The 22,748-nt window shown below is 60.8% G+C and carries 18 protein-coding genes; 13 read left to right on the top strand and 5 right to left on the bottom strand.

Annotated elements, in window-relative coordinates; all coding sequences use genetic code 11:
- Position 1 precedes the first annotated feature (1 nt).
- Positions 2 to 5,902, bottom strand: coding sequence for a DUF4329 domain-containing protein (locus K0P33_RS04145; protein ID WP_242154163.1), 5,901 nt, complete (start codon positions 5,900 to 5,902; stop codon positions 2 to 4).
- Positions 5,903 to 6,276: 374 nt separating this feature from the next.
- Between K0P33_RS04145 and urtA the strand changes: the two genes are divergently transcribed.
- From urtA to ureC, 11 genes are all read left to right on the top strand, one after another.
- Positions 6,277 to 7,542: an urea ABC transporter substrate-binding protein gene (urtA, locus tag K0P33_RS04140; RefSeq protein ID WP_242154154.1), complete on the top strand. Its 1,266-nt coding sequence runs from the start codon at positions 6,277 to 6,279 to the stop codon at positions 7,540 to 7,542.
- A 158-nt stretch (positions 7,543 to 7,700) separates the two neighbouring features.
- A complete protein-coding gene (gene urtB / locus K0P33_RS04135) occupies positions 7,701 to 9,203 on the top strand; it encodes an urea ABC transporter permease subunit UrtB (RefSeq protein ID WP_242154152.1) in 1,503 nt (500 codons plus the stop codon).
- The gene (gene urtC, locus K0P33_RS04130) at positions 9,203 to 10,270 is read left to right on the top strand and encodes an urea ABC transporter permease subunit UrtC (protein WP_242154149.1); all 1,068 of its coding nucleotides are present in this window, start codon (positions 9,203 to 9,205) and stop codon (positions 10,268 to 10,270) included. Before urtB ends, urtC begins: the two co-directional genes overlap by 1 nt.
- Positions 10,267 to 11,100 (top strand): urea ABC transporter ATP-binding protein UrtD, encoded by an 834-nt coding sequence (gene urtD, locus K0P33_RS04125; RefSeq protein WP_162530288.1) that lies wholly within the window; start codon positions 10,267 to 10,269, stop codon positions 11,098 to 11,100. The genes urtC and urtD overlap by 4 nt, the downstream gene beginning before the upstream one ends.
- A gap of 165 nt (positions 11,101 to 11,265) precedes the next feature.
- Positions 11,266 to 11,964 (top strand): urea ABC transporter ATP-binding subunit UrtE, encoded by a 699-nt coding sequence (gene urtE, locus K0P33_RS04120; protein ID WP_094949769.1) that lies wholly within the window; start codon positions 11,266 to 11,268, stop codon positions 11,962 to 11,964.
- Positions 11,965 to 11,995: 31 nt separating this feature from the next.
- A complete protein-coding gene (locus K0P33_RS04115) occupies positions 11,996 to 12,835 on the top strand; it encodes an urease accessory protein UreD (RefSeq protein WP_242154147.1) in 840 nt (279 codons plus the stop codon).
- Positions 12,836 to 12,982: 147 nt separating this feature from the next.
- On the top strand, positions 12,983 to 13,285 hold the full coding sequence (gene ureA / locus K0P33_RS04110) for an urease subunit gamma (protein ID WP_003171437.1): 303 nt from the start codon (positions 12,983 to 12,985) through the stop codon (positions 13,283 to 13,285).
- Positions 13,286 to 13,294: 9 nt separating this feature from the next.
- A complete protein-coding gene (locus K0P33_RS04105) occupies positions 13,295 to 13,807 on the top strand; it encodes a GNAT family N-acetyltransferase (RefSeq protein WP_094949767.1) in 513 nt (170 codons plus the stop codon).
- A 5-nt stretch (positions 13,808 to 13,812) separates the two neighbouring features.
- Positions 13,813 to 14,346: a GNAT family N-acetyltransferase gene (locus tag K0P33_RS04100; RefSeq protein ID WP_094949766.1), complete on the top strand. Its 534-nt coding sequence runs from the start codon at positions 13,813 to 13,815 to the stop codon at positions 14,344 to 14,346.
- A complete protein-coding gene (locus K0P33_RS04095; RefSeq protein WP_094949765.1) occupies positions 14,343 to 14,651 on the top strand; it encodes an urease subunit beta in 309 nt (102 codons plus the stop codon). Before K0P33_RS04100 ends, K0P33_RS04095 begins: the two co-directional genes overlap by 4 nt.
- 123 nt (positions 14,652 to 14,774) lie before the next feature.
- A complete protein-coding gene (gene ureC / locus K0P33_RS04090) occupies positions 14,775 to 16,475 on the top strand; it encodes an urease subunit alpha (RefSeq protein ID WP_242154144.1) in 1,701 nt (566 codons plus the stop codon).
- Between the two features lie 45 nt (positions 16,476 to 16,520).
- Here ureC and K0P33_RS04085 read toward each other — a convergent pair whose 3' ends face one another.
- Positions 16,521 to 17,462 carry a DnaJ C-terminal domain-containing protein gene (locus K0P33_RS04085; RefSeq protein ID WP_094949763.1) on the bottom strand — a complete coding sequence of 314 codons (942 nt, stop codon included), beginning with the start codon at positions 17,460 to 17,462 and terminating at the stop codon, positions 16,521 to 16,523.
- 238 nt (positions 17,463 to 17,700) lie between these two features.
- Here K0P33_RS04085 and K0P33_RS04080 point away from each other — a divergent pair, with 238 nt between their 5' ends.
- Positions 17,701 to 18,969 (top strand): Hsp70 family protein, encoded by a 1,269-nt coding sequence (locus tag K0P33_RS04080; protein ID WP_094949762.1) that lies wholly within the window; start codon positions 17,701 to 17,703, stop codon positions 18,967 to 18,969.
- A 360-nt stretch (positions 18,970 to 19,329) separates the two neighbouring features.
- Here K0P33_RS04080 and K0P33_RS04075 read toward each other — a convergent pair whose 3' ends face one another.
- From K0P33_RS04075 to K0P33_RS04065, 3 genes are all read right to left on the bottom strand, one after another.
- On the bottom strand, positions 19,330 to 20,343 hold the full coding sequence (locus K0P33_RS04075) for an AI-2E family transporter (RefSeq protein ID WP_094949761.1): 1,014 nt from the start codon (positions 20,341 to 20,343) through the stop codon (positions 19,330 to 19,332).
- 205 nt (positions 20,344 to 20,548) lie between these two features.
- Positions 20,549 to 20,848, bottom strand: coding sequence for a PsiF family protein (locus K0P33_RS04070; protein ID WP_094949760.1), 300 nt, complete (start codon positions 20,846 to 20,848; stop codon positions 20,549 to 20,551).
- A 71-nt stretch (positions 20,849 to 20,919) separates the two neighbouring features.
- Positions 20,920 to 21,708, bottom strand: coding sequence for a helix-turn-helix transcriptional regulator (locus tag K0P33_RS04065; RefSeq protein ID WP_094949759.1), 789 nt, complete (start codon positions 21,706 to 21,708; stop codon positions 20,920 to 20,922).
- A gap of 97 nt (positions 21,709 to 21,805) precedes the next feature.
- Between K0P33_RS04065 and K0P33_RS04060 the strand changes: the two genes are divergently transcribed.
- Positions 21,806 to 22,693, top strand: coding sequence for a DMT family transporter (locus K0P33_RS04060; protein WP_094949758.1), 888 nt, complete (start codon positions 21,806 to 21,808; stop codon positions 22,691 to 22,693).
- Positions 22,694 to 22,748: the final 55 nt, after the last annotated feature.

Genomic DNA, 22,748 nt, shown 5'->3' with positions numbered 1-22,748 from the left:
GTCAGAGTTCGTCCCTGGTTCGTGAGTACCAGAACTCCTCGGCCTCCAGTTCTGCCTGCACCTCGCTGATATTCCACTCTTCACCCAGCACCCCCAGACGTGTCCAGAAGGCGTCGGTGACCAGCACCGACAAACTGCCCTGGCCGCGCAACTGATTGACCAGCACCCTGGGATCTGGCGCGGCCCCTGGTGCAAGAACCCGGGTTTCTGCCTCTGTAAATGCCGGCACGTACTTGAGCAGGGCACCGCCCCGGCAGGACAGGTAACAACTCTTGGCGTCGGGAAAGTTGCTCTTGATCACCGACACATAGTCGCGCAGGTCGTCCTTGGAGACGAAGTTGGCCAACAGGCTTGTGTCGATCGGTTCCAGGCTGGACGTCGAAGCAATGGTTTTGTAGAACGCCTGCACAGCGGAGATTTTGTAGGTCTTGAGCTCATGGGTGTCAGGCACGTCGAACCCGGCATGGTCGATCCAGAACAACAGTTGCAAGGTACTTGTGTCTCCCGTGCCCTGATCCTCCACCGGATCGAGGGCGACGTAGCCCTGCGTGAGCCCAGGCACCAGGACCGCGCCCAAATACTGCTGAGTACTGAACGGCGCCACCAAGCCTTCGGCATAGCGGGCCGCATCATCGGGGTAAAGAAACAGCGGCCCGCAAAACGAATGCAAACGCGGGTCGTCGGCAAACGCATGGGGCGCTTTTTTTGGCACCCACTCGGCAGTGACTCGCTCCTTTCTGCCCCAGACGTCACTGGTCACCCGAATGGACAACTCACCCGCACCTGCCAGGCGGCGCACATAGTCACGCACCGTGAGGGTGCCTTCGAGCAAGTGCGTGCGGTCCAGGTGCGCGGTGCGGGTCCAGTCGGACAGCGACGCGGTCTTGGGAAACACATACGTGAGCAGCGCACCATCGCTGCACGCCACATACAGTGGCAGGACATTGACATTGCGCGCAGAGGTCATGAAGTTGAGTGCTTTGGCGAGGTACTGGGGCGGCAGGAAGCTGCGCGCCATTTCATCCTCGGCCGAGGCGATGGCAACCGTGGAAGCGCACAGATACAGGCCATCGAGCACATAGCCTTGGGGCAACTGGCCGTCGACAAACACTTGCTCGAAGTCGGCCAGGTTATCTCTGACAAGCGCCAAGGTCGTCATGTACAGCGGCTTGTTGACTGACTTGAGCACGTAACCGAAGGCCACGTCGGTGTGCGGTTTCCACGCGCGCTGGGCGTAACGAACAGCATCCAACGCGCGGGTAAAAATCGGCCCGCAGGGCGAGTCGAAGAACACCTGGCGAATATCCCCGGCGTTGGGGCGAAATTGATTCGGCACAAAATTCGCTGTTATCTGCCTGGGCTGCCCCCATGTCTGATCGCCCTCAACCACATACAATTTACCCGCCTTCGCCACCTCAGTGATAAACGCCTGCGGCGAGAGTGCACCGCTGCGCAGTTGCTGTTCGACGCCGTTGTCGCCGTAATCACCCTTGGCCAGGTTCAGAGGGCCAAGCCGACTCTTGAGCTGCCTCTCCTCCTCGGTGCCCGACAGCTCGTAACTGAGGATCGAGCCATTTGCGCCGAACACATATTCACGCTTGATGTGGGCTTCACGGTGCAACAGGTTCGACAGCACTGCGCTCGGGATCATGCTCTTGTAGATGGATTTCTGAGTGGAGGACAGCAGCAGCGGTACTTCTTGGTCCACCTCGGACCGGTAACGGGCAACAATAGTACTGCCCCCCGGATAAAGCCCCACCTCAGCCGCGTGTTCAGGGTAGATCCAGTGCAATGCCAAGCCCTGGGGCGGAATCGCCAAAGGGTTCGTCGAAGCGAACAACCGATTGCCCAGCCTGAGGATCACCCCGCCATAACGCCGACGATGCCCGTTGCCCACCAAGGCTGCCGCGTGACGGGCCGCATCATCGGGGCTGGAAAAAGCCGGGCTTAATCGGCGAGGCGCCAAGGTTTCGTAACCGGTCCAGGTAGTGGCGACTACGCCTTTTTTATCCCAGCACTGGCTGGTACGTATCACATGAAGCCTGCCCCTCAGCGCCCACTCCCTGACGAAAGCCGAGGGCGTCTTTTTACCGGAGTTCAACTCTTCCTGCGCCTGAGTCAATAAGGTTTCCGCCGGGCCGCCCGCCTTAACGTCAACCGGTGAGGGCACATACCGCAACAGCGCGCCATCCAGGGTTGAGCAGTAAATCGGCAGGTTGGTCACGCCACTTCGATTCGCTTCATAGAGCGCGACGTACAACACCTGCGGCGTGATAAAAAACAGCGTCAGCCAAGCGTACGACGTGTTTAGCCCTGCAGGGGACCATTGCTGCGAGCGAAACAGCCCGTGCAATACAAACCCATCGGGCAAGCGGTAGCCGCCCTCAGCCTTGGGCTCAAACAGGCTGTTGAGATTGAACAGTTTGTTCTGCTGGCTGACGCCCACCACCTCACTCGCAATGTACTGTTCCTGATCCCGGCGCTTGAGGATGAAGGCAAAGCAGGCCGGCTCTGCGAAGTTACGCGCATGGACCCGCCCATGCAGGTTGCGGGCAGCCTCATCGGCACTGGCGAATACGGCGCCGTAGGTAGCGTAGGTGGGAGCGCCGGACCTCGGGGCGTAATCGAAGTTGGGCGTCCAGTCGCTGTAGACCACCGAGCGTGGGCCCCACAACGGGTTGCCCAGAATAATCTTGAAATCCCCGGCTTGAGCCAGGCGCCGGACCCAATCGATAGGGCGGATCTGCCCACTGTCGAGGCGCTTGCCGAGGCTGTTATCACCGGCGTGCGGGCCAATATTGGCCAGCAGTATCCGTTCCTCAGGCAAATTGTTCGGGGTGTACTCCAGCAAGCAGTCCCGCGCCCCCGACAAGTACGCCACCCGCCCGGCCGGGATGATCGAGTACATTTCATCGTCAGAGAATACCTGCAGGTTGGTCTGTGCCTCATCCCGCGTCCAACGGCGCCGCGCGACCCAGCCCGGGTCAATCATCGACAGGGCGGTGTGGGAGCCATAGCGCCCCTGCAATACGTAAGGTTCTGGCGGGATAAGCGGGCCTTGGTTGTCGCGTGGAAAAAACAGCGTGAAGGCAAATGGATTCGCCGCGCTTTCCATGGGCTCAGTGATCACAAAACGGCCGTCTTCGCCCTTGAGTACGTAACCGCCGTAGTAGCGGTCCCGCCGAGTGCCAATGCGCTCATGGGCATACACCGCCGCATCGCGCGCCGAAAGAAACGAACGACTCAAGGTCGCCGTGTAAAACGAGGTCAGCAGGTCGGAGCGGTTATCCACCCCGCCCACCCTGCGCCACAGGCCTCCGGCCTGCACCACCGACAGATCGGTCGCCGCAATGACCCTGCGCACATACGTTCGCGGGCTGAGCGTACCGGCGGCCAGAGCTGCTTGTGCGCCATTATCGTCAAGCTCACCGTCATTTTTTTGCCCGACCAGCTCCAACATGGCCGTGACCTCGGGCACCTTGAATGTCAGCAGGGCGCCATCGGAGGCGTGCATGTACAGCGACAACCCGCGAGCCGAGTCCTGGACGTCCAAGGTAGCCCGCGCCTGGCGGGCCGCTGCGACAACCTGCGCAGGCGTAAAGAAGGTACTGGCCAGCCATTTTTCCCTGGCCGCGACTTCGTCGTTCTCGTACCAGCTTCGGAAATAAATGGCCGCCAGGCGGAAATTGGACGGCAATCGAAGCTTGCCGCCGGGGCGTTCAAGAAACACTTTGTTGGGCGAAAACAGCGGCTGAGTCTTGGGCACTGCCAACGTCGCGACATAGACGTCCTCGCGAGTGTGCTTGAGGACGAACCCCATGGCGCCCGCGTCGAGTGGGCCGGAAGTCAAAAGCGCACTCAGCACGGCCGTTTCCGAGGTGGGGAACACTGAGGTGAAAAAGGGTTGTTGCAGTACGGCACTGCCAAGGGTCACTGGCGTGTTGATTCGCCAGCCTTTTTTAACCTGGCCGCGAACACCGCCCCAAACCCCATGGCCAATCAGTACCGACAATTCGCCGGCCTCGGCCAGTTTCCAAATCATGTTCTCAAAATCGCTGCTGGCCTCAACCGTTCCGGTGCGCAGTTGTTGTTCCCAGGTTTTTTCCAGCGCCGAACCACTGCTGACGTATTTGAGCAACACATTGTCCGGCCCGGAAAAATAGTGGGTCTTGGCGAACGCTCGCTGCTTGAAGCTGAAGAGTTGGTCCGCCACCGAATAGAAGTTGTTGAACAGCTGCACCTGGTCAGGCGTGAAACTTCGAAACTGTTCGCGGATTTTTGTCGCGTTGGCGGGATGGGAGTGATAGAACGCCTCGGTGCTGTAATCATCAGGCGCGATGAAGTTGCCCTCACTGTCCTTGGCCAACAACAACCCATGGTCAAAGCTTTCGTGCTGGTCCGGTAGGGGCTCGGTCGCGTAGTAGCGGTTACCACGTTTGAGAATGACACCGCCATATTCGACGTCGCGCCTCGCGCCGATAGCCTCATGGGCCCAACGGGCGGCGTCGGCGGCGCTGATAAAGGCCGGGCTGAGAACGGGCACGGGAATCTTTGAGAAGGGCCGCCAAGCAGGCGTCACGGCGCCGACCTTGTCCCACACATTACTGGCTTCCAGCACCGTCAACTCACCTGCAGCCGCCACTTGCTGGATAAACGCTTTGGGGCTGAGTTGGGCGTTCATGATCGTGCCCTGAATGCCGTTGTCCGTCACTTGCCCCTCTGGCGTGACGCTATAGAGCAACTCCTCCTGCGCAGAAAACGAAAAACGGTAACGCAGCAGCGCACCGTCGCGGGTTCTACGATAAACGCTCAACGGTTTGCCTGGCTCGATCGACGCTTTAAGCCGTCTCGATTGGGCAATACCTTCGGCGAGTTCCTGAGGAGAAAAGAAGTTTCCGTATAGCCACGGCTGCAACGGCACTGGCGTCGCCTTCGTCAGCGGCGCAGCGCAGTACCATCCCTCGACAAAATGCTGCGCCGGTAACAACGGCCACAGGCTCGCGGCCAGGGGAAAAAGTCGGGAGGCCGTCGGGTTCAGCGAAGTCAGCAGCATCGCCTCGGTGGCTACATATTCCTCCACGTCCGCACGTTTCAACACAAAACCGCCGCGCTGGTCTGTGCTGCCTTGCTGACTCAGCGCATGCTCAACCGCCTGCCGGGCCTGGCTGAAAATCGGCCCGCACAACGGTAGCTCAGTCACTTCACTTGAATCAACGGGCTCAAACGGCTGCCAATCTTCAGTGATCCGCCCACGCAACCCCTGGAAAACGGCGCCTGGGATCAGTACGCGCACATCCCAAAGCGAGGCGAGCTTTCTGACAATCCCCTCAGGCGTCCGGTCATCGCCATGACCACTGATTGCCGGTGTTTGCTGCTTAATGGCCAACAACCAGTGCGCATAATTTTTGCTCTGCTCAGTCAGGCGCACTTCATTTTTGATCAAGGAGCCGTAAGGGCCGGAAAGGTAATTGATGCTGGCGAAGTCCCCCCTGCGATAGGCCTGCATGATGTCCGAGCCAGAAAAGAAACTGATGAACAACTTGATCTGGTCGACGGAAAAGCTGGGGTTGGCTTTTTCAAACTCCTGGCGCAACGCCGGGTGAGAGTGAAAAAGCCCGTGGCAGGTATAACCACGGGGATGCATGAAAAAGTTATCGGCATCGGCCTCCAACAGCGCTTTATAGTCAAAACCCAACTTCTGGCCAAGGATCGGCATCGTCGCCACAAACTTGCCGTCCGGGCGTTTGAGGATGAGCGCACCATACTCCATGCCCGTGTTCGGCCGGGGTTGCTGGTGGGCCCAGTTGGCGGCGTCATCCGCCGAGATAAATAAGGGGCTCAGTGCCGGAAGTTCCGGCACATGCCCCGGGATTTGTTGCGGTAAATCTTCAACGTCATTCATAGGTAGTCTCATCCAAAAAAATGCCAACACGCCAGGAGCGGTGTCAGCACTCAAGATGAACTGAGGACGGACTTAAAGACGGTAGATAGTTGTTCGCGCAAGGCGGTACGGGACTGCCTCAGCGCTGACTGGTTTTGCGCCATTCAAGCAACAACCGCGTGAATACCCGCTCGCCCGCGCTCGGGTCTGCCCACACGCCCTTTTTGAGGGCTTGCCGTGCACGGGCCCGCCATTACAGCGCCAAGTTGGTGCGCCACGCCCGCGCCTTCACCCGCTAACCCCCATCAATGCTCACGTTAAGCGCCGCAGGCACAGCCTTTGCAAAGTCCGGTGTATCTGCCCCACAAAAAATATCGGTTTACGGAGATCGCACCATGCAGCGTCGTAGCTTGATCAAGGCTTTTACTTTGTCGGCATCCATTGCCGCCATGGGTTTGACCTGGACCGTGCAGGCCGCCGAGACCATCAAGGTCGGCATCCTGCACTCGTTATCGGGGACCATGGCGATCTCCGAAACTTCGCTTAAAGACATGGCGTTGATGACCATCGACGAGATCAACGCCAAGGGCGGCGTCAACGGCAAAATGCTTGAGCCGGTGGTCGTCGACCCGGCCTCGAACTGGCCGCTGTTCGCCGAGAAAGGCCGCCAGTTGCTGACCCAGGACAAGGTCGCCGTGGTGTTCGGCTGCTGGACCTCGGTGTCGCGTAAATCGGTATTGCCGGTGTTTGAAGAACTCAACGGCTTGCTGTTCTACCCGGTGCAATACGAAGGCGAAGAGATGTCGCCCAACGTGTTCTATACCGGTGCAGCACCCAACCAGCAGGCGATCCCAGCGGTGGAGTACCTGATGAGCGAAGAAGGCGGCGGCGCCAAGCGCTTCTTCCTGCTCGGCACCGACTACGTGTACCCGCGCACCACCAACAAGATTTTGCGCTCGTTCCTGCATTCCAAAGGCGTCGCCGATAAAGACATCGAAGAGGTCTACACCCCGTTCGGCCACGCCGATTACCAGACCATCGTGGCCAACATCAAAAAGTTCTCTGCAGGCGGCAAAACTGCCGTGATCTCCACCGTGAACGGCGACTCCAACGTGCCGTTCTACAAAGAACTGGCCAACCAGGGCCTGAAGGCGACCGACGTACCGGTGGTGGCCTTCTCCGTGGGTGAAGAAGAGCTGCGCGGCATCGACACCAAGCCGCTGGTGGGCAACCTCGCCGCCTGGAACTACTTCCAGTCAGTGGAGAACCCGGTGAACAAAAAGTTCGTCGCCGACTGGAAGGCTTACGCCAAGGCCCACAACCTGCCAGGCGCGGATAAAGCCGTGACCAATGACCCGATGGAAGCCACTTACGTGGGCATCCACATGTGGGCGCAAGCGGCGCAGAAAGCCAAGTCCACCGACGTCGACAAAGTGCGTGAAGCGCTGGCCGGGCAGACCTTTGCCGCGCCGTCGGGCTTCACCCTGACCATGGACAAAACCAACCACCACCTGCACAAGCCGGTGATGATCGGCGAGATCCAGGCCGATGGGCAGTTCTCGGTGGTGTGGCAGACCCAGGAGCCGATTCGGGCGCAGCCGTGGAGCCCGTACATCCCGGGGAATGACAAAAAACCCGACTACACCGTCAAGAGCAACTAAAGCCTAAAGGTCGGGCACGGTCAGTGTGGGAGCTGGCTTGCCTGCGATGCAAACAACTCGGTGTGGCAGACACACCGCAGTGATGCCATCGCAGGCAAGCCAGCTCCCACACACGAGCCAGTGCCCACACCGTCCGCGCATGATCAGGACATTTTGTTATGCCCACTGCCCTCTACCGCTTGATCCTGGCCTTGCTGCTCATGCTGCCTTTCGCCGCACACGCCAGCGACGCCGAAGATTTCCTCAACGCCAACCCGATGCAACAAGCCAAGCTGCTCCAGGACTGGGCCGCCCAGCCCGACCCGGCGCGCATCGAGCTGGTGGACGCGCTGCAACAAGGCCAGCTCACGGTCAATGGTGAAACCAAAACCGTTCGCTTGAACAACCGCCTGCGCGGCCTGATCGACAACGTACAGGCCAGCCAGCAATTGCTCGCGGCCGACCCCAAGGTGCGCCTGGTCGCCGCGCAAACCCTGCAAAAAACCGCTGTACCTGCGCAGCTCAAATTCCTCGACCAGCAGGTCGCCGCCGAAACCAACGAGGGCGTGCACACCGCCCTCAGCCTGGCCCTGGCCAACCTGCAACTGGTCGACACCGACCCGGTCGTGCGCCTCGCTGCCGTGCGTTTGCTCGGCAGCACTGGCGACCCCCTGGCCCGCACGCGCCTTGAAGCGTTGCTCGCGCCCGGTGTCGAAACCGACGCCGCCGTGCACACCGCTGCCGAGACCAGCCTGGCCCAGGTCAAACGCAAATTGATGGTCGGCGAGATCCTCGGCCAGGCCTTCAGCGGCATGTCCTTGGGCTCGATCCTGCTGCTCGCGGCCTTGGGTTTGGCGATCACCTTCGGCCTGCTCGGCGTGATCAACATGGCCCACGGCGAGATGCTGATGCTTGGCGCGTATTCCACTTACATGGTGCAGCTGATGATGCAGCGCTATGTGCCCGCCGCGATTGAGTTCTACCCGCTGATCGCGCTGCCGGTGGCATTCTTCGTCACCGCCGCCATCGGCATGGCCCTGGAACGCACGGTGATTCGTCACCTCTACGGCCGCCCATTGGAAACCCTGCTCGCCACCTGGGGCATCAGCTTGATGCTGATCCAGCTGGTGCGCCTGGTGTTCGGTGCGCAGAACGTCGAAGTGTCCAACCCCGCCTGGCTGTCCGGTGGCATTCAAGTGCTGCCCAACTTGGTGCTGCCGTACAACCGCATCGTGATCATCGCGTTTGCACTGTGCGTGGTGGTGCTGACCTGGCTGCTGCTGAACAAGACCCGCCTGGGCCTCAACGTGCGTGCGGTCACCCAGAACCGCAACATGGCCGCCTGCTGCGGCGTACCCACCGGGCGGGTGGACATGCTCGCCTTTGGCCTGGGCTCCGGTATCGCAGGTTTAGGTGGTGTGGCCCTGAGCCAAATTGGCAACGTCGGCCCGGACCTGGGCCAGAGCTACATCATCGACTCGTTCCTGGTGGTGGTGCTCGGCGGTGTCGGCCAGTTGGCCGGTAGCGTGATGGCCGCCTTCGGCTTGGGCATCGCCAACAAAATTCTCGAACCGCAGATCGGTGCCGTGCTCGGCAAGATCCTGATCCTCGCGCTGATCATTCTGTTTATCCAGAAACGCCCGCAAGGACTCTTCGCACTGAAAGGACGGGTGATCGACTGATGAACCAGCCATTGATGCTTACGGCCACGCAAAAGGCCGGTCCCAAAGTCACGATTGCAGTGGGCGTGGTGATCCTGATCCTGCTGCTGGCGTTGCCGTTGTGCTCGCTGCTGCCTGCGGACAACCCGCTGCAGGTGTCGGCCTACACCCTGACGCTGGTGGGCAAGATCCTTTGCTACGCCATCGTCGCCCTCGCGCTGGATTTGGTGTGGGGTTACGCGGGCATGTTGTCCCTCGGCCACGGTTTGTTCTTTGCCCTTGGCGGCTATGCGATGGGCATGTACCTGATGCGCCAGGCCTCCGGTGATGAGCTGCCGGCGTTCATGACCTTTTTGTCGTGGACCGAGCTGCCTTGGTACTGGACCGGCACCGAGCACTTCCTCTGGGCCATGTGCCTGGTGGTGTTGGCCCCGGGTTTGCTGGCGCTGGTGTTCGGGTTTTTCGCCTTCCGCTCGCGGATCAAGGGCGTGTATTTCTCGATCATGACCCAGGCGCTGACCTTTGCCGGGATGCTGCTGTTTTTCCGCAACGAGACCGGGTTTGGCGGCAATAACGGTTTCACCAATTTCCGCAGCATCCTGGGCTTTGGCATTACCGAGCCAGGCACGCGGGCGGTGTTGTTTTTTGCCACGGTGGTGTTACTGGTCGCGAGCCTGTACACCGGCTGGCGCCTGGCGCAGAGCAAGTTCGGCCGGGTGCTGACCGCGTTGCGCGACGCCGAGAACCGCTTGATGTTCTGCGGCTACGACCCGCGTGGTTTCAAGCTGTTTGTGTGGGTGCTGAGCGCAGTGTTGTGTGGCCTGGCCGGGGCGTTGTATGTGCCGCAAGTGGGCATCATCAACCCCAGCGAGATGTCGCCGACCAACTCCATCGAAGCCGCCGTGTGGGTGGCCTTGGGCGGGCGTGGAACCTTGATCGGGCCATTGCTCGGCGCTGGCGTGGTGAACGGCATGAAGAGCTGGTTCACCGTGGCTTTTCCGGAGTACTGGCTGTTCTTCCTGGGGGCGCTGTTCATCATCGTCACCCTGTACCTGCCCAAGGGCGTTATCGGCTTGCTGAAGAAATGAGGAATGTCATGCTCGAACCTATTTTCGATGCGGGCAGCAGCCGCGATGCGATCGGCCTCGGCCAGGCCGCAGGCAAGGGCCTCAACACCCGCCACGGCACCATCCTGACCCTGGAGGACATCAGCGTCAGCTTCGACGGTTTCAAGGCGCTCAACGACTTGAACCTCTACATCGGCGTCGGCGAATTGCGCTGCATCATCGGCCCCAACGGCGCGGGCAAGACCACGTTGATGGACGTGATCACCGGCAAGACCCGCCCCAGCCACGGCAAGGCCTGGTTCGGCGAAACCCTCGATTTGACCAGCATGAGCGAAGTGCAGATCGCCCAGGCGGGTATCGGGCGCAAGTTCCAGAAACCCACGGTATTCGAAGCGCTCAGCGTGTTCGAAAACCTGGAGCTGGCGCAGAAAACCGACAAATCTGTGTGGGCCAGCCTGCGTGCACGCCTGAGTGGCGAGCAGAAAGACCGCATCGATGAAGTGCTCGACACCATCCGCCTGACCGCCTCGGTACAGCGCCCGGCGGGGCTTTTGTCCCACGGGCAAAAGCAGTTCCTGGAAATCGGCATGCTGCTGATGCAAGACCCGCAGTTGCTGCTGTTGGACGAGCCGGTGGCGGGCATGACCGACGCCGAAACCGAGTTCACCGCCGAACTGTTCAAGCGCCTGGCGGGCAAACACTCGCTGATGGTGGTGGAGCACGACATGGGCTTTGTCGGCTCGATTGCCGACCACGTGACCGTGTTGCACCAGGGCAGCGTGCTGGCCGAAGGGTCGCTGGAACAGGTGCAGGAAAATGAGCGGGTGATCGAGGTGTACCTCGGCCGTTGAGCCAGACACAGACCGCTTACTGTGGGAACCGAATCAATGTGGGAGCTGGCTTGCCTGCGATGGCATCACCTCGGTCCATCAGACATACCGAGTTGTCTGCATCGCAGGCAAGCCAGCTCCCACATTTGATCCGGTTCCTACCAGGGAATTAAGGAGATTTTGAACATGCTGCAAGTCGACAAGTTGCACCAATACTACGGCGGTAGCCACATCCTGCGCGGGCTGTCCTTTGACGTGAAGATCGGCGAAGTCACCTGCCTGCTTGGCCGCAACGGTGTGGGCAAGACCACCTTGCTCAAGTGCCTGATGGGTCTGCTGCCAGCCAAAGAAGGCGCGGTGAACTGGGAAGGCAAGGCCATCACTGGCTTCAAGCCGCACCAACGCGTGCACGCCGGCATCGCTTACGTGCCCCAGGGCCGGGAGATTTTTGCGCGGCTGACGGTGGAAGAGAACCTGTTGATGGGCCTCTCGCGTTTTCCCGGCTCCGAAGCCAAGGAAGTACCGGCGTTTATCTACGAACTGTTCCCAGTATTGCTGCAGATGAAGCACCGCCGTGGCGGCGACTTGTCCGGCGGCCAGCAGCAACAGCTGGCAATTGGCCGCGCCCTGGCGAGCCGACCGCGCCTGTTGATTCTGGATGAACCTACGGAGGGCATTCAGCCGTCGGTGATCAAGGAAATCGGTATGGTCATCAAGAAGCTCGCCGCGCGCGGTGACATGGCGATTCTGTTGGTAGAGCAGTTCTACGACTTTGCTGCCGAACTGGCGGATCAATACTTGGTGATGTCTCGCGGAGAGATCGTCCAGCAAGGCCGAGGTGAAAATATGGAAAGTGAGGGTGTGCGCGGCTTGGTTACCATCTAATCTGTAGCGTCCTAACGATAAGCACTAGAACATGAACCTGCCCGTTTCCCCTGCCCTGTTCACCCCCAGCTGGCACGCCGAGCTGGAACTCGGCTACGCGCGTTTCGGCGACACCACGCGCCCGGTGATGCGCCGCCACCTCGGCCCGCTGCGCGTGCAAAAGCACCTGTACGCCGAAGGCCCCGAGGTGTGCCAGCACATCATCGTGCACCCGCCCGGCGGGATTGCCGGCGGTGATCGCCTGGACATCCGCGCCCATGTCGGCGCAGGCGCCTGGGCGCAATTGACCAGCCCCGGCGCCGCCAAGTGGTACCGCGCCAGCGGCCCGGCGTTTCAGCAGCTCGACTTGACCGTGGAAGCTGGCGCCACGCTGGAATGGCTGCCCCAGGAAACCATCGTGTTCAGCGCTGCCCAGGCCGAACTCACCACGCGCATTGACCTGCAAGGCGATGCGCGGCTGTTTTACTGGGATGTGGTCGCCCTCGGCCGCCCGGCCAGTGGCGAGCGTTTCGACCTCGGCCACTTCCAATCGCACCTGGATATTCGCCGCGACGGCCAGTTGCTCTGGCATGAGCGCCAGCGCATTGTGGGCGCCGACGGGTTGCTCGACTCGCCCATCGGGCTGGACGGGCAACCGGTGTTTGCCACGTTGCTGGTGACGGGCGACATCGAACCTGAACTGCTGGAAACCTGCCGCGCCCTGCCCCACGCGGTGCGTGGTGACCTGACCCAATTGCCCGGGCTGCTGGTCGCCCGTTGCCTGGCCAGTGAAGCGCTGCTGGCGCGGGGTTGGTTGATTGATTTATGGAAACTATTACGTCCGGTGGTGCTGGGGCGGGAAGCCGTGGCCCCACGAATTTGGAGCACATGAAGATCAAAATGTGGGAGCGGGCTTGCTCGCGAATGCGGTGTGTCAGTCGACACCTCTTTAACTGATCGACCGCATTCGCGAGCAAGCCCGCTCACACAGTTGATCTCTGTTGTAGTTAAAAATGCATTCTTTGAAGGACCTTGAACCATGGATTTGACCCCACGGGAAAAAGACAAACTGCTGATCTTCACCGCTGGCCTTGTCGCCGAACGCCGCCTGGCGCGGGGCGTGAAGCTCAACTACCCGGAAACCATCGCCTACATTTCCGCCGCCTTGATGGAAGGCGCCCGCGATGGCCGTACCGTCGCCGACCTGATGCACTACGGCACCACCCTGCTCAGCCGCGAACAGGTGATGGAAGGCATCCCGGAAATGATCCCGGATATTCAGGTGGAAGCCACCTTCCCCGACGGCACTAAGCTGGTCACCGTCCACCAGCCCATCGCGTGAGGCACGGCCATGATTCGTGATGCAACCTGGCAAGACCTGCCGGCCATTCGAGACATCTACAACGACGCGGTGCTTAACACCACGGCAATCTGGAACGAACAACCGGTCGACCTGGCCAATCGTCAGGCCTGGTTCAGTGCGCGCCAGGCCCAGGCCTATCCGATCCTGGTGGCGGTGGAAAACGATGAAGTCACCGGCTACGCCTCGTTCGGCGACTGGCGCCCCTTCGAAGGCTTCCGTTACAGCGTTGAACACTCGGTGTACGTGCGCAATGACCAGCGCGGCAAAGGCCTCGGCCCGCGCCTGATGCAAGCGCTGGTCGAGCGTGCCCGCACCTGCGGCAAGCATGTGATGGTCGCGGCCATCGAAAGCGGTAACCAGGCATCTATTCGCCTGCATGAGCGCCTGGGGTTCATCACCACCGGGCAAATGCCGCAAGTGGGCATCAAGTTCGGCCGCTGGCTGGACCTGACCTTTATGCAACTGACATTGAACCCGGGCGCAGAACCGCCCAAGGAGTGAGATCGATGAGCGCTGCACAACTGCGTCGAGTGAATGCTGAAAGTTTTGCCCATTACCGCCTGGGTTTGATTGAGCTGTTGCTGGACGCGGTGCAGCACGGCGCGTCGGTCGGCTTCATGGCTGACTTCGATGACGCCCAGGCACGCGACTATCTAAAGGGCGTACAAGCCAGTATTGAAGACGCCAGCCTGTTGCTCTGGGTGGTGGTGCGCGACGAACAGGTGATCGCCAGCGTGCAATTGGCGCTGTGCCAGAAAGCCAACGGCCTGAACCGCGCCGAAGTGCAAAAGCTGTTGGTACACAGCAGTGCGCGCCGCCATGGCCTGGGCCAGCAACTGATGGGCGCGTTGGAACTCGCCGCGCGCCAGCACAAGCGCGGCCTGCTGTACCTGGACACCGAGGCCGGCTCCGGTGCCGAAGCCTTCTACCAGTCGCTGCACTACACCAAGATCGGTGAGCTGCCCGACTACTGCCAAAGCCCGGACGGGCGCTACAGCCCGACCGCTATCTACTTCAAGACCCTGGGGCAACCTGCATGATTCCTGGTGAATATCAGATCCAGCCTGGCGACATCGAACTGAACGTGGGCCGGCGCACCGTCACGCTGAGCGTGGCCAACAGCGGCGACCGGCCGATCCAGGTGGGCTCGCATTACCATTTTTTCGAGACCAATGACGCGCTGACCTTTGACCGCGCCGCGAGCCGTGGCATGCGCCTGAATATTGCGGCGGGCACGGCGGTGCGGTTTGAGCCGGGGCAAAGTCGTGAAATCGAGTTGGTGGATTTGAGCGGTGGGCGCCGGGTGTTTGGGTTTGCCGGGCGGATCATGGGTGACCTCGACTGATCATTCCCACGCTACGCGTGGGAATGCCGCCATGGACGCTCCGCGTCCGCTCTTAACGTCGTGACGCAGAGCGTCACAGGATGTATTCCCACGCAGAGCGTGGGAACGATCGAGGACACACACATGAAGATTTCCAGACAAGCCTACGCCGACATGTACGGCCCCACCGTCGGTGACAAGGTCCGCCTGGCCGACACCGAGCTGTTCGTCGAAGTCGAGAAAGACTTCACCGTCTACGGCGAAGAAGTGAAATTCGGCGGCGGTAAGGTGATCCGCGATGGCCAGGGCCAGAGCCAGTTGCTCGCCCATGAGGTCGTGGACACCTTGATCACCAACGCGCTGATCATCGACCACTGGGGCATCGTCAAAGCCGACGTCGGCCTCAAAAACGGCCGCATTCACGCGATCGGCAAAGCCGGTAACCCGGACATCCAGCCCGGCGTGACCATGGCCATCGGCGCCAGCACTGAAGTGATCGCCGGTGAAGGCATGATCCTCACTGCCGGCGGCATCGACTCCCACGTGCATTTCATCTGCCCGCAGCAGATCGAAGAAGCGTTGACCAGCGGCGTCACCACCATGATCGGCGGCGGCACCGGACCGGCCACCGGCACCAACGCCACCACCTGCACCTCCGGCCCGTGGCATTTGGCGCGCATGCTGCAGGCCAGCGACTCGTTCCCGATGAACATCGGCTTTACCGGCAAGGGCAACGCCAGTTTACCGGGGCCGTTGGTCGAGCAGGTCAAGGCCGGCGCCATCGGTTTGAAGCTGCATGAAGACTGGGGCACCACGCCCGCCAGCATCGACAACTGCCTGAGCGTCGCCGACGAATACGACGTGCAGGTAGCGATCCACAGCGACACGCTCAACGAGTCCGGCTTCGTCGAAACCACCCTCGCCGCGCTCAAGGGCCGCACTATTCACACCTACCACACCGAAGGTGCCGGTGGCGGCCACGCGCCGGACATCATCAAAGCCTGCGGCTTCCCGAACGTGCTGCCCAGCTCCACCAACCCGACCCGGCCGTTCACTCGTAACACCATCGACGAGCACCTGGACATGTTGATGGTCTGCCACCACCTGGACCCGAGCATTGCCGAAGACGTGGCCTTCGCCGAAAGCCGCATCCGCCGCGAGACCATCGCCGCCGAAGACATCCTGCACGACCTCGGCGCGTTCTCGATGATCAGCTCCGACAGCCAGGCCATGGGCCGCGTCGGTGAAGTGATCACGCGCACCTGGCAGACCGCCGACAAGATGAAAAAACAGCGTGGCGCCCTGCCCGGTGACGGCCCAGGCAATGACAACTTTCGCGCCAAGCGCTACATCGCCAAGTACACCATCAACCCGGCGATCACTCACGGTATCAGCCATATCGTCGGCTCAATCGAGGTGGGCAAATGGGCCGACCTGGTGCTGTGGCGCCCGGCGTTTTTTGGCATCAAGCCGACCTTGATTCTCAAGGGCGGCGCGATTGCTTCAAGCTTGATGGGCGACGCCAATGCCTCGATCCCCACCCCGCAACCGGTGCACTACCGCCCCATGTTCGCCAGCTTCGGCAGTTCGCTGCACGCCACCAGCCTGACCTTTATCAGCCAGGCAGCACAGGACGCCGGGTTGCCCGAAGCCCTGGGGTTGAAGAAGCAGATTGCGGTGGTTAAAGGTTGCCGCGACGTGCAGAAAACCGACCTGATCCACAACGACTACCTGCCGGACATCGAAGTGGACCCGCAGACCTATCAGGTCAAGGCCGATGGCGTGTTGCTGTGGTGTGAGCCGGCCGAAGTACTGCCGATGGCCCAGCGGTATTTCCTGTTCTGACTATCCATGTGGGAGCTGGCTTGCCAGCCCCCACTGGGTGTCGATTTAGAAGTTCTCGCGCGGGTTAAAGGCCGCTTTCCGCGCCAGCTCCTGCCACAACGCTTTCACCTCGTCATCACCTGCCGGTGGCATCACGGCCTTGAGCTGCACGAACAAATAGCCACGCTGCCCGGCCTTGTTCAGCAAACCATGGCCCTTGGCGCGCATGCGCTGGCCGTTCTGGCTACCGGCCGGCACCTTGAGGTTGATCTTGCCGGTCAGGGTCGGCACGGCGATCTCAGCGCCCAGCGCTAACTCCCACGGCGCCAGGGGCAAGTTGATGATCAGGTTTTCGCCATCCACTTCGAACTTGGCGTGCGGCGCGAACTTGATGATCAGGTACAGGTCGCCATTCGCCCCACCGCCAATACCCGGCGCGCCCTGGCCCTTGAGGCGGATGCGCTCGCCGTCGGCCACGCCGGCGGGGATCTTCACGTTCAGGCTCTTGGTGGTGTTGCTCACGTGGCGACCCGAGGCGTCGTATTGCGGCACCTGGAAGCTGATCTGCTTGGACTCGGTGGACAACGTCTCTTCGAGGAGCACCGACAGTTGCATCTCCACATCCTGGCCCTTGCGCCCGGTTGAGCGGCGCTGGCCGCCACCGCCGAAGCCGTCGCCTCGGTTGCCGAAGATCGAGCTGAAGAAGTCGGAGAAGTCTTCAGTGCCCGCGCCACCGCCATAACCGCCACGGCTCTGCCAGCCCGGAGGCCCTTGGAACGGCTGGCCGTGCTGGCCGTATTTGCGCAGTTCGTCGTATTCCGCGCGCTTGTCCGCGCTTTTAAGCGCTTCATAGGCTTCGGACGCGTCCTTGAATTTTTCTTCGGCGTCTTTTTCCTTGCTCACGTCAGGGTGATATTTGCGCGCGAGCTTGCGATAGGCGGCCTTGATTTCCTTGTCATCAGCCGTCGGCTCGACACCCAGAATCTTGTAGTAGTCTTTGAAATCCATCGGCGGTTCACCATCCTTAATCGAGATCGCACAGCCTGGGCCACAACGTGCGTTGCTTTGCACCTGTTGAGTGTTGTGGCCTGAGGGTACGTAAAAGTGTTATCGGCGCTAACCGTATGCAACAGATGTGGGGGCAAATCCCGCACTTTCAAGCACGATTTAACGGATGGTCGGCCTACGCATCCGCCTTCGACTGGCATACACTGCGCGGCCGTTTTTCAACCGGAACCAGATAGACATGAAAAACCCATCCCCAGCCCGTGCCTGCGGTATCGACTTCGGCACGTCCAACTCCACCGTCGGCTGGATCCGCCCCGGCGAGGAGACGCTTATTGCGCTGGAGGACGACAAGATCACGTTGCCGTCGGTGGTGTTCTTCAACTTCGAGGAGCGCCGCCCGGTCTACGGGCGCCTGGCCCTGCACGAATACCTGGAAAACTACGAAGGCCGGCTGATGCGCTCGCTCAAGAGCCTGCTGGGTTCCAAGCTGATCAAGCACGACACCAGCGTACTCGGCACGGCGATGCCGTTCACCGACCTGCTGGCGCTGTTTATCGGCCAGCTCAAGAGCCGCGCCGAGACCACCGCCGGCCGTGAGTTCGAGGAAGTAGTGCTGGGCCGCCCGGTGTTTTTTGTCGATGACGACCCGATGGCCGACCAAGAGGCCGAGAACACCCTGGTCGATGTGGCACGCAAGATCGGTTTCAAGGACATTTCGTTCCAGTACGAACCGATTGCGGCAGCCTTCGACTACGAGTCCACCATCGAGAAAGAAGAGCTGGTGCTGATTGTCGACATCGGCGGTGGTACGTCCGACTTCTCGCTGGTGCGCCTGTCGCCGGACCGCCGTCACAACGACAACCGCCACGATGACATCCTCGCCACCGGCGGCGTGCACATCGGCGGTACCGACTTCGACAAACAACTGTCGCTGGCCGGCATGATGCCGCTGTTCGGCTACGGCAGCCGCATGAAAAGCGGCGCCTACATGCCCACCAGCCACCACATGAACCTGGCCACTTGGCACACCATCAACTCGGTGTACTCGCAAAAATCCCAGTTGGCCCTGGGCAGCATGCGCTACGACATCGAAGACACCGGCGGCATCGACCGCCTGTTCAAGCTGATCGAACAGCGCGCTGGGCACTGGCTGGCGATGGAAGTGGAAGAAACCAAGATCCAACTGACCCACGAAGACAACCGCCATGTGCTGCTGGACCGGGTTGAGCCAGGGTTGAGCGTGGACCTGAGCCGCAGCCTGTTCGAATCGGCGATTGATGGTTTGCTGGAGCGCGTGCGTAACAGCGTTACCAAATTGCTAACCGATGCGTCGGTGGAAGTGGCGCAGGTGGACACGGTGTTCTTTACCGGCGGTTCCAGCGGGATACCGGCACTGCGCCACAGCATTTCGGCGATGCTGCCGAATGCGCGGCATGTGGAAGGCAATATCTTTGGCAGTATCGGCAGTGGTTTGGCGATTGAAGCAAGCAAGCGTTACGGCAGCTGACCTTCACTAACACAGCAAATCCATAGGTGGGAGCGGGATTGCCCGCGATAGTAAAGTGTCAGTCGATGTATTTATCAACTGACCCGACGCCATCGCGGGCAAGCCCGCTCCCACATTTTGACCTGTGCACACCTGAAACCCCAGTTGCCACAGCCCCCTCTGTGGCGAGCGGGCTTGCCCTAATGCCGTTCAGTTAAGCGAACGCAATGCCCAAAGCAGCGAAAATTAAATGTGGGAGCGGCGCTTAACTGAACGGCATTAGGGCTTGCCCCGCGCTGGGCTGCGCAGCAGCCCCAAAACCAGCCACTCGGGAGTACCTGAAACTGGAGCCGCTTCGCAGCCCAACGTCGCCGATGTCAGTCAAACCATGCCGGCGAGTTTCAGTTCACTCTTCAAATACGCGTAATAAATCGGCCCCGCCACCACGCCCGGCAAGCCGAATGCGGCTTCAAACACCAGCATCGCCAGCAGCAATTCCCACGACTTGGCACTGATCTGCCCGCCGACGATGCGCGCGTTGAGAAAGTATTCGACCTTGTGGATCACGATCAAATACCCCAGCGCCGCCACCGCCACCCAGATTGAAATCGACAGCGCGACGATGGTGATCAGGGTGTTGGACATCAAGTTGCCGATGACCGGCAGCAGGCCAAGCAAGAAGGTCAGCACGATCAGGGTTTTGGTCAGCGGCAGGTGGATCCCGCACAGCGGCAGCACCACCGCGAGGAAGATCGCGGTGAACATAGTGTTGAGCGCGGCAATCTTGATCTGGGCGAAGACGATGTTGCGAAACGCCTGGACCAGCAGGTGCAGGCGGTCGAACAGCGCGGCAGCCAGGGGTTTGCGCTTGGTCACGTCGGGCACGCGTTGCAGCGCGATGATCGCACCGAGGACCATGCCGATCAGCAAGGTGACGAACATGTGGGCGGCGTCTTTGCCGACCAGTTGCAACTCGCTTAGGTGTTTGCTCAGCCAATCGCCGATAGCCACGCGAAATTCTGCGGCGCTGGCGGGCAGGTAGGCGTCGAGAAACGGCGGTAATTGGCCGCGCGCGCGGTCGACCACGCCCATGAATTTGTCGAGGGAAGCCCCGGGGTTTTCCGCTTCGTGGAGCAGGAAGCTGATGGCGCCGGCGAAGATCAACGTCAGCACGCTGACGATCAACGTGCCGAGCAAGGCCACGGCGAGCCAGCGCGCACGGCGGCCTTCGATCAGCCGCTGCAACTGCGGGGTGAGCATGTTGACCAGCTCATAGACCAGCAGGCCGGCCAACAGGCTGGGCAGCAGCTTGAGCGGCAGGACCAGCAGTAATCCACCGAAAATGATGATGCAACTGACCAACAACAACACGTGACGCTGAGAAAACGTTGGCATACAGCCTCAAAACGAACGGCGTTAAAGGATGGGCAGTCTGCCAGCCTTGAGGGAATCAAGCGAGAGGCCAGGGTGTGAATGCGATCAAGTGTGGTAGCCGGGCTTGCCCGCGATGCAGGCGCCTCGGCCTATCAGGCCTACCGAGGTGATGCTATCGCAGGCAAGCCAGCTTCCACATTGAGCTCCAACGTTGGCGAAATCGTGATCAGCCTTTGAGGCAAGTGCTCATAAAGGTCTTACGCGCATCGCCGGTCAACGCCTTGGTTTTCGCTGTGGCGTTGCAGTCTTTCATCTTCTGCTGCTGTGGGGTCAGGGTCTTGGCGTCGTTGGCGGCTGGCGCCGACAAACAGGTCTTCATAAAGGCCTTGCGATCATCGCCTTTAAGCGTCTTGGTGGTGGCGTCAGCATTGCAGGTGGTCATTTTATTTTGCTGGGCGGTAGCGGCAAAGCCTTGGGAACACAGCAGCAGGCCCATCATCAACAACGGAATACGCAGCATCTTCATGGAGTTTTCTCCCTGTTACCGTGCCGGGGGGCACGGCCTACGCAGCAGTGTAGTCAAAGCCTGTTACATCTTCACCGGCTACGTATATTTGTTCGACGATACTGCTCCGGGGTGCAGCCGGCGTGGCGCTGGAACATGGCGATGAAGGCCGAGGCGGTGCTGTAGCCCAGGTCAAACGCCACGTGTTGCACGCTGTGGTCGCTGTCGAGGGCTTCGATGGCCGCCAGGTAACGCAGACGCTGGCGCCATTCGCCGAAGCTCATGCCCAGCTCTCGCACAAACTGGCGCGCCAATGTCCGCTCACTCACATGCACCTGCTGCGCCCATTGCGCCAGCGGGCGGTTGTCGCCGGGCTCGGCCTGCATGCCTTCGAGCACACCCAGCAAGCCGGGGTGGCGCGCGTAAGGCAGGAAGCAATCGTGAATCGGCGCTTGCTTGAGTTGATCCACCAACACTTGGGCCAGGCGGATGTCGGCCTCGGTCTGCGGGATGTTGACGTCACGCTGGGCAAAATCACTGAGAATGGCCTTGAGGATTTCACTGATCGCCAAGGTGCAGGGCGCCTTGGGCAATTGCTCGCAGAGTGCCGGGGCCAGGCCCACCGAGCGGTAGACAATCGCCTGGGCATTGTAGGAGCTGTGCTCGGTATTGGGCGGGATCCATACCGCGTACTGCGGCGGCGACATAAAGCGGCTGCCGGCCACTTCCATGCGCATCACGCCGTTGGCTGAGTAGTCCAGCGAACCCCACAAATGCCGGTGCGGTGTGCACTCGGTGTCCGGGGCAAATTCGGAGTAACGGAAGTAGACCGGGCTCGGCAGGCTGTGGAAATCCGCGAGGCGTACGGTATGTCTGGCCATATTGTCTGGATACAAAGGTCATTTGTCTGGATCGCAGTATAGGCTTCGATCCAGACAGGGGATAATCCTGCCTCATCAACACACCTGGTTTCTTTCGATGCAATACGCGTACCCCCTGCTGGCTATCTTTATCTGGGCCGGTAACACCGTGGTCAACAAACTGGCCGTGGGCACTATCTTCCCCGCAGAAATCGGCTTTTACCGCTGGTTGCTGGCGGCGCTGCTGTTCACTCCGTTCATGCTCAAGCCGGTGATCGCCAACTGGGCGCTGATCCGCCCGAACCTGGGCAAGATCTTCATCCTCGGCGTGCTCGGCATGGCGGTGTATCAGAGCCTGGCCTACTACGCCGCGACCCTGACCAGCGCCACCAATATGGGCATCATCCTCTCGCTGATGCCGTTGATGTCATTGACCGCCGCCATCATCAGCCTCGGCCAACGCCTGACCTTTGGCGCACTAACCGGCGCGGTGCTGTCGTTCGCAGGCGTGGTGGTGGTGGTCTCGGCCGGCAGCCTGGGCGCGTTGCTGCAACACGGGCTCAACCTGGGCGACGCCATGATGCTGATTGCCACCCTGGCCTACGCGGTCTACAGCACCTTGCTGAAAAAATGGCAGCTGCGCCTGCCGCCGTTGGTGCTGCTGTACCTGCAAGTGCTGGTGGCGGTGGTGGTGCTGTTTCCGCTGTTCCTGTTCTCGACCAAGGCGGGCCTGGGCTGGGCGAACATTCCGCTGGTGTTGTACGCGTGCTTGCTGGCGTCGATGGTCGCGCCACTGGCGTGGATGCACTCGGTGAAAACCCTGGGGCCAAGCCGAACCACGCTGTTTTTCAACCTGCTGCCGTTGATTACCGCGTTGATTGCGGCGGTGGTGTTGAAGGAGGAGTTGGCGATGTACCACTTGGTGGGTGGTTTGCTGACGTTGGGCGGGGTGATTTTGTCGGAGCGTTGGACGACGCCGGTTCGTCGTCAGGTCAGTGTTGCCTGATAAATAGCCTTCGCGAGCAAGCCCGCTCCCACATTCGATCACATTCCAAATGTGA

The sequence above is a fragment of the Pseudomonas sp. ArH3a genome, from assembly GCF_022648765.1.
GTDB lineage: Bacteria > Pseudomonadota > Gammaproteobacteria > Pseudomonadales > Pseudomonadaceae > Aquipseudomonas.
The sequence above is the reverse complement of the archived record's forward strand: the minus strand, read 5'-3'. Positions and strand labels throughout refer to the sequence as shown.

Bases quoted from the DNA above. Each gene is read 5' to 3' on its own strand.
- K0P33_RS04145 (WP_242154163.1), bottom strand. From the start codon at position 5,902: ATGAATGACGTTGAAGATTTACCGCAACAAATCCCGGGGCATGTGCCG.
- urtA (WP_242154154.1), top strand. From the start codon at position 6,277: ATGCAGCGTCGTAGCTTGATCAAGGCTTTTACTTTGTCGGCATCCATT.
- urtB (WP_242154152.1), top strand. From the start codon at position 7,701: ATGCCCACTGCCCTCTACCGCTTGATCCTGGCCTTGCTGCTCATGCTG.
- urtC (WP_242154149.1), top strand. From the start codon at position 9,203: ATGAACCAGCCATTGATGCTTACGGCCACGCAAAAGGCCGGTCCCAAA.
- urtD (WP_162530288.1), top strand. From the start codon at position 10,267: ATGAGGAATGTCATGCTCGAACCTATTTTCGATGCGGGCAGCAGCCGC.
- urtE (WP_094949769.1), top strand. From the start codon at position 11,266: ATGCTGCAAGTCGACAAGTTGCACCAATACTACGGCGGTAGCCACATC.
- K0P33_RS04115 (WP_242154147.1), top strand. From the start codon at position 11,996: ATGAACCTGCCCGTTTCCCCTGCCCTGTTCACCCCCAGCTGGCACGCC.
- ureA (WP_003171437.1), top strand. From the start codon at position 12,983: ATGGATTTGACCCCACGGGAAAAAGACAAACTGCTGATCTTCACCGCT.
- K0P33_RS04105 (WP_094949767.1), top strand. From the start codon at position 13,295: ATGATTCGTGATGCAACCTGGCAAGACCTGCCGGCCATTCGAGACATC.
- K0P33_RS04100 (WP_094949766.1), top strand. From the start codon at position 13,813: ATGAGCGCTGCACAACTGCGTCGAGTGAATGCTGAAAGTTTTGCCCAT.
- K0P33_RS04095 (WP_094949765.1), top strand. From the start codon at position 14,343: ATGATTCCTGGTGAATATCAGATCCAGCCTGGCGACATCGAACTGAAC.
- ureC (WP_242154144.1), top strand. From the start codon at position 14,775: ATGAAGATTTCCAGACAAGCCTACGCCGACATGTACGGCCCCACCGTC.
- K0P33_RS04085 (WP_094949763.1), bottom strand. From the start codon at position 17,462: ATGGATTTCAAAGACTACTACAAGATTCTGGGTGTCGAGCCGACGGCT.
- K0P33_RS04080 (WP_094949762.1), top strand. From the start codon at position 17,701: ATGAAAAACCCATCCCCAGCCCGTGCCTGCGGTATCGACTTCGGCACG.
- K0P33_RS04075 (WP_094949761.1), bottom strand. From the start codon at position 20,343: ATGCCAACGTTTTCTCAGCGTCACGTGTTGTTGTTGGTCAGTTGCATC.
- K0P33_RS04070 (WP_094949760.1), bottom strand. From the start codon at position 20,848: ATGAAGATGCTGCGTATTCCGTTGTTGATGATGGGCCTGCTGCTGTGT.
- K0P33_RS04065 (WP_094949759.1), bottom strand. From the start codon at position 21,708: ATGGCCAGACATACCGTACGCCTCGCGGATTTCCACAGCCTGCCGAGC.
- K0P33_RS04060 (WP_094949758.1), top strand. From the start codon at position 21,806: ATGCAATACGCGTACCCCCTGCTGGCTATCTTTATCTGGGCCGGTAAC.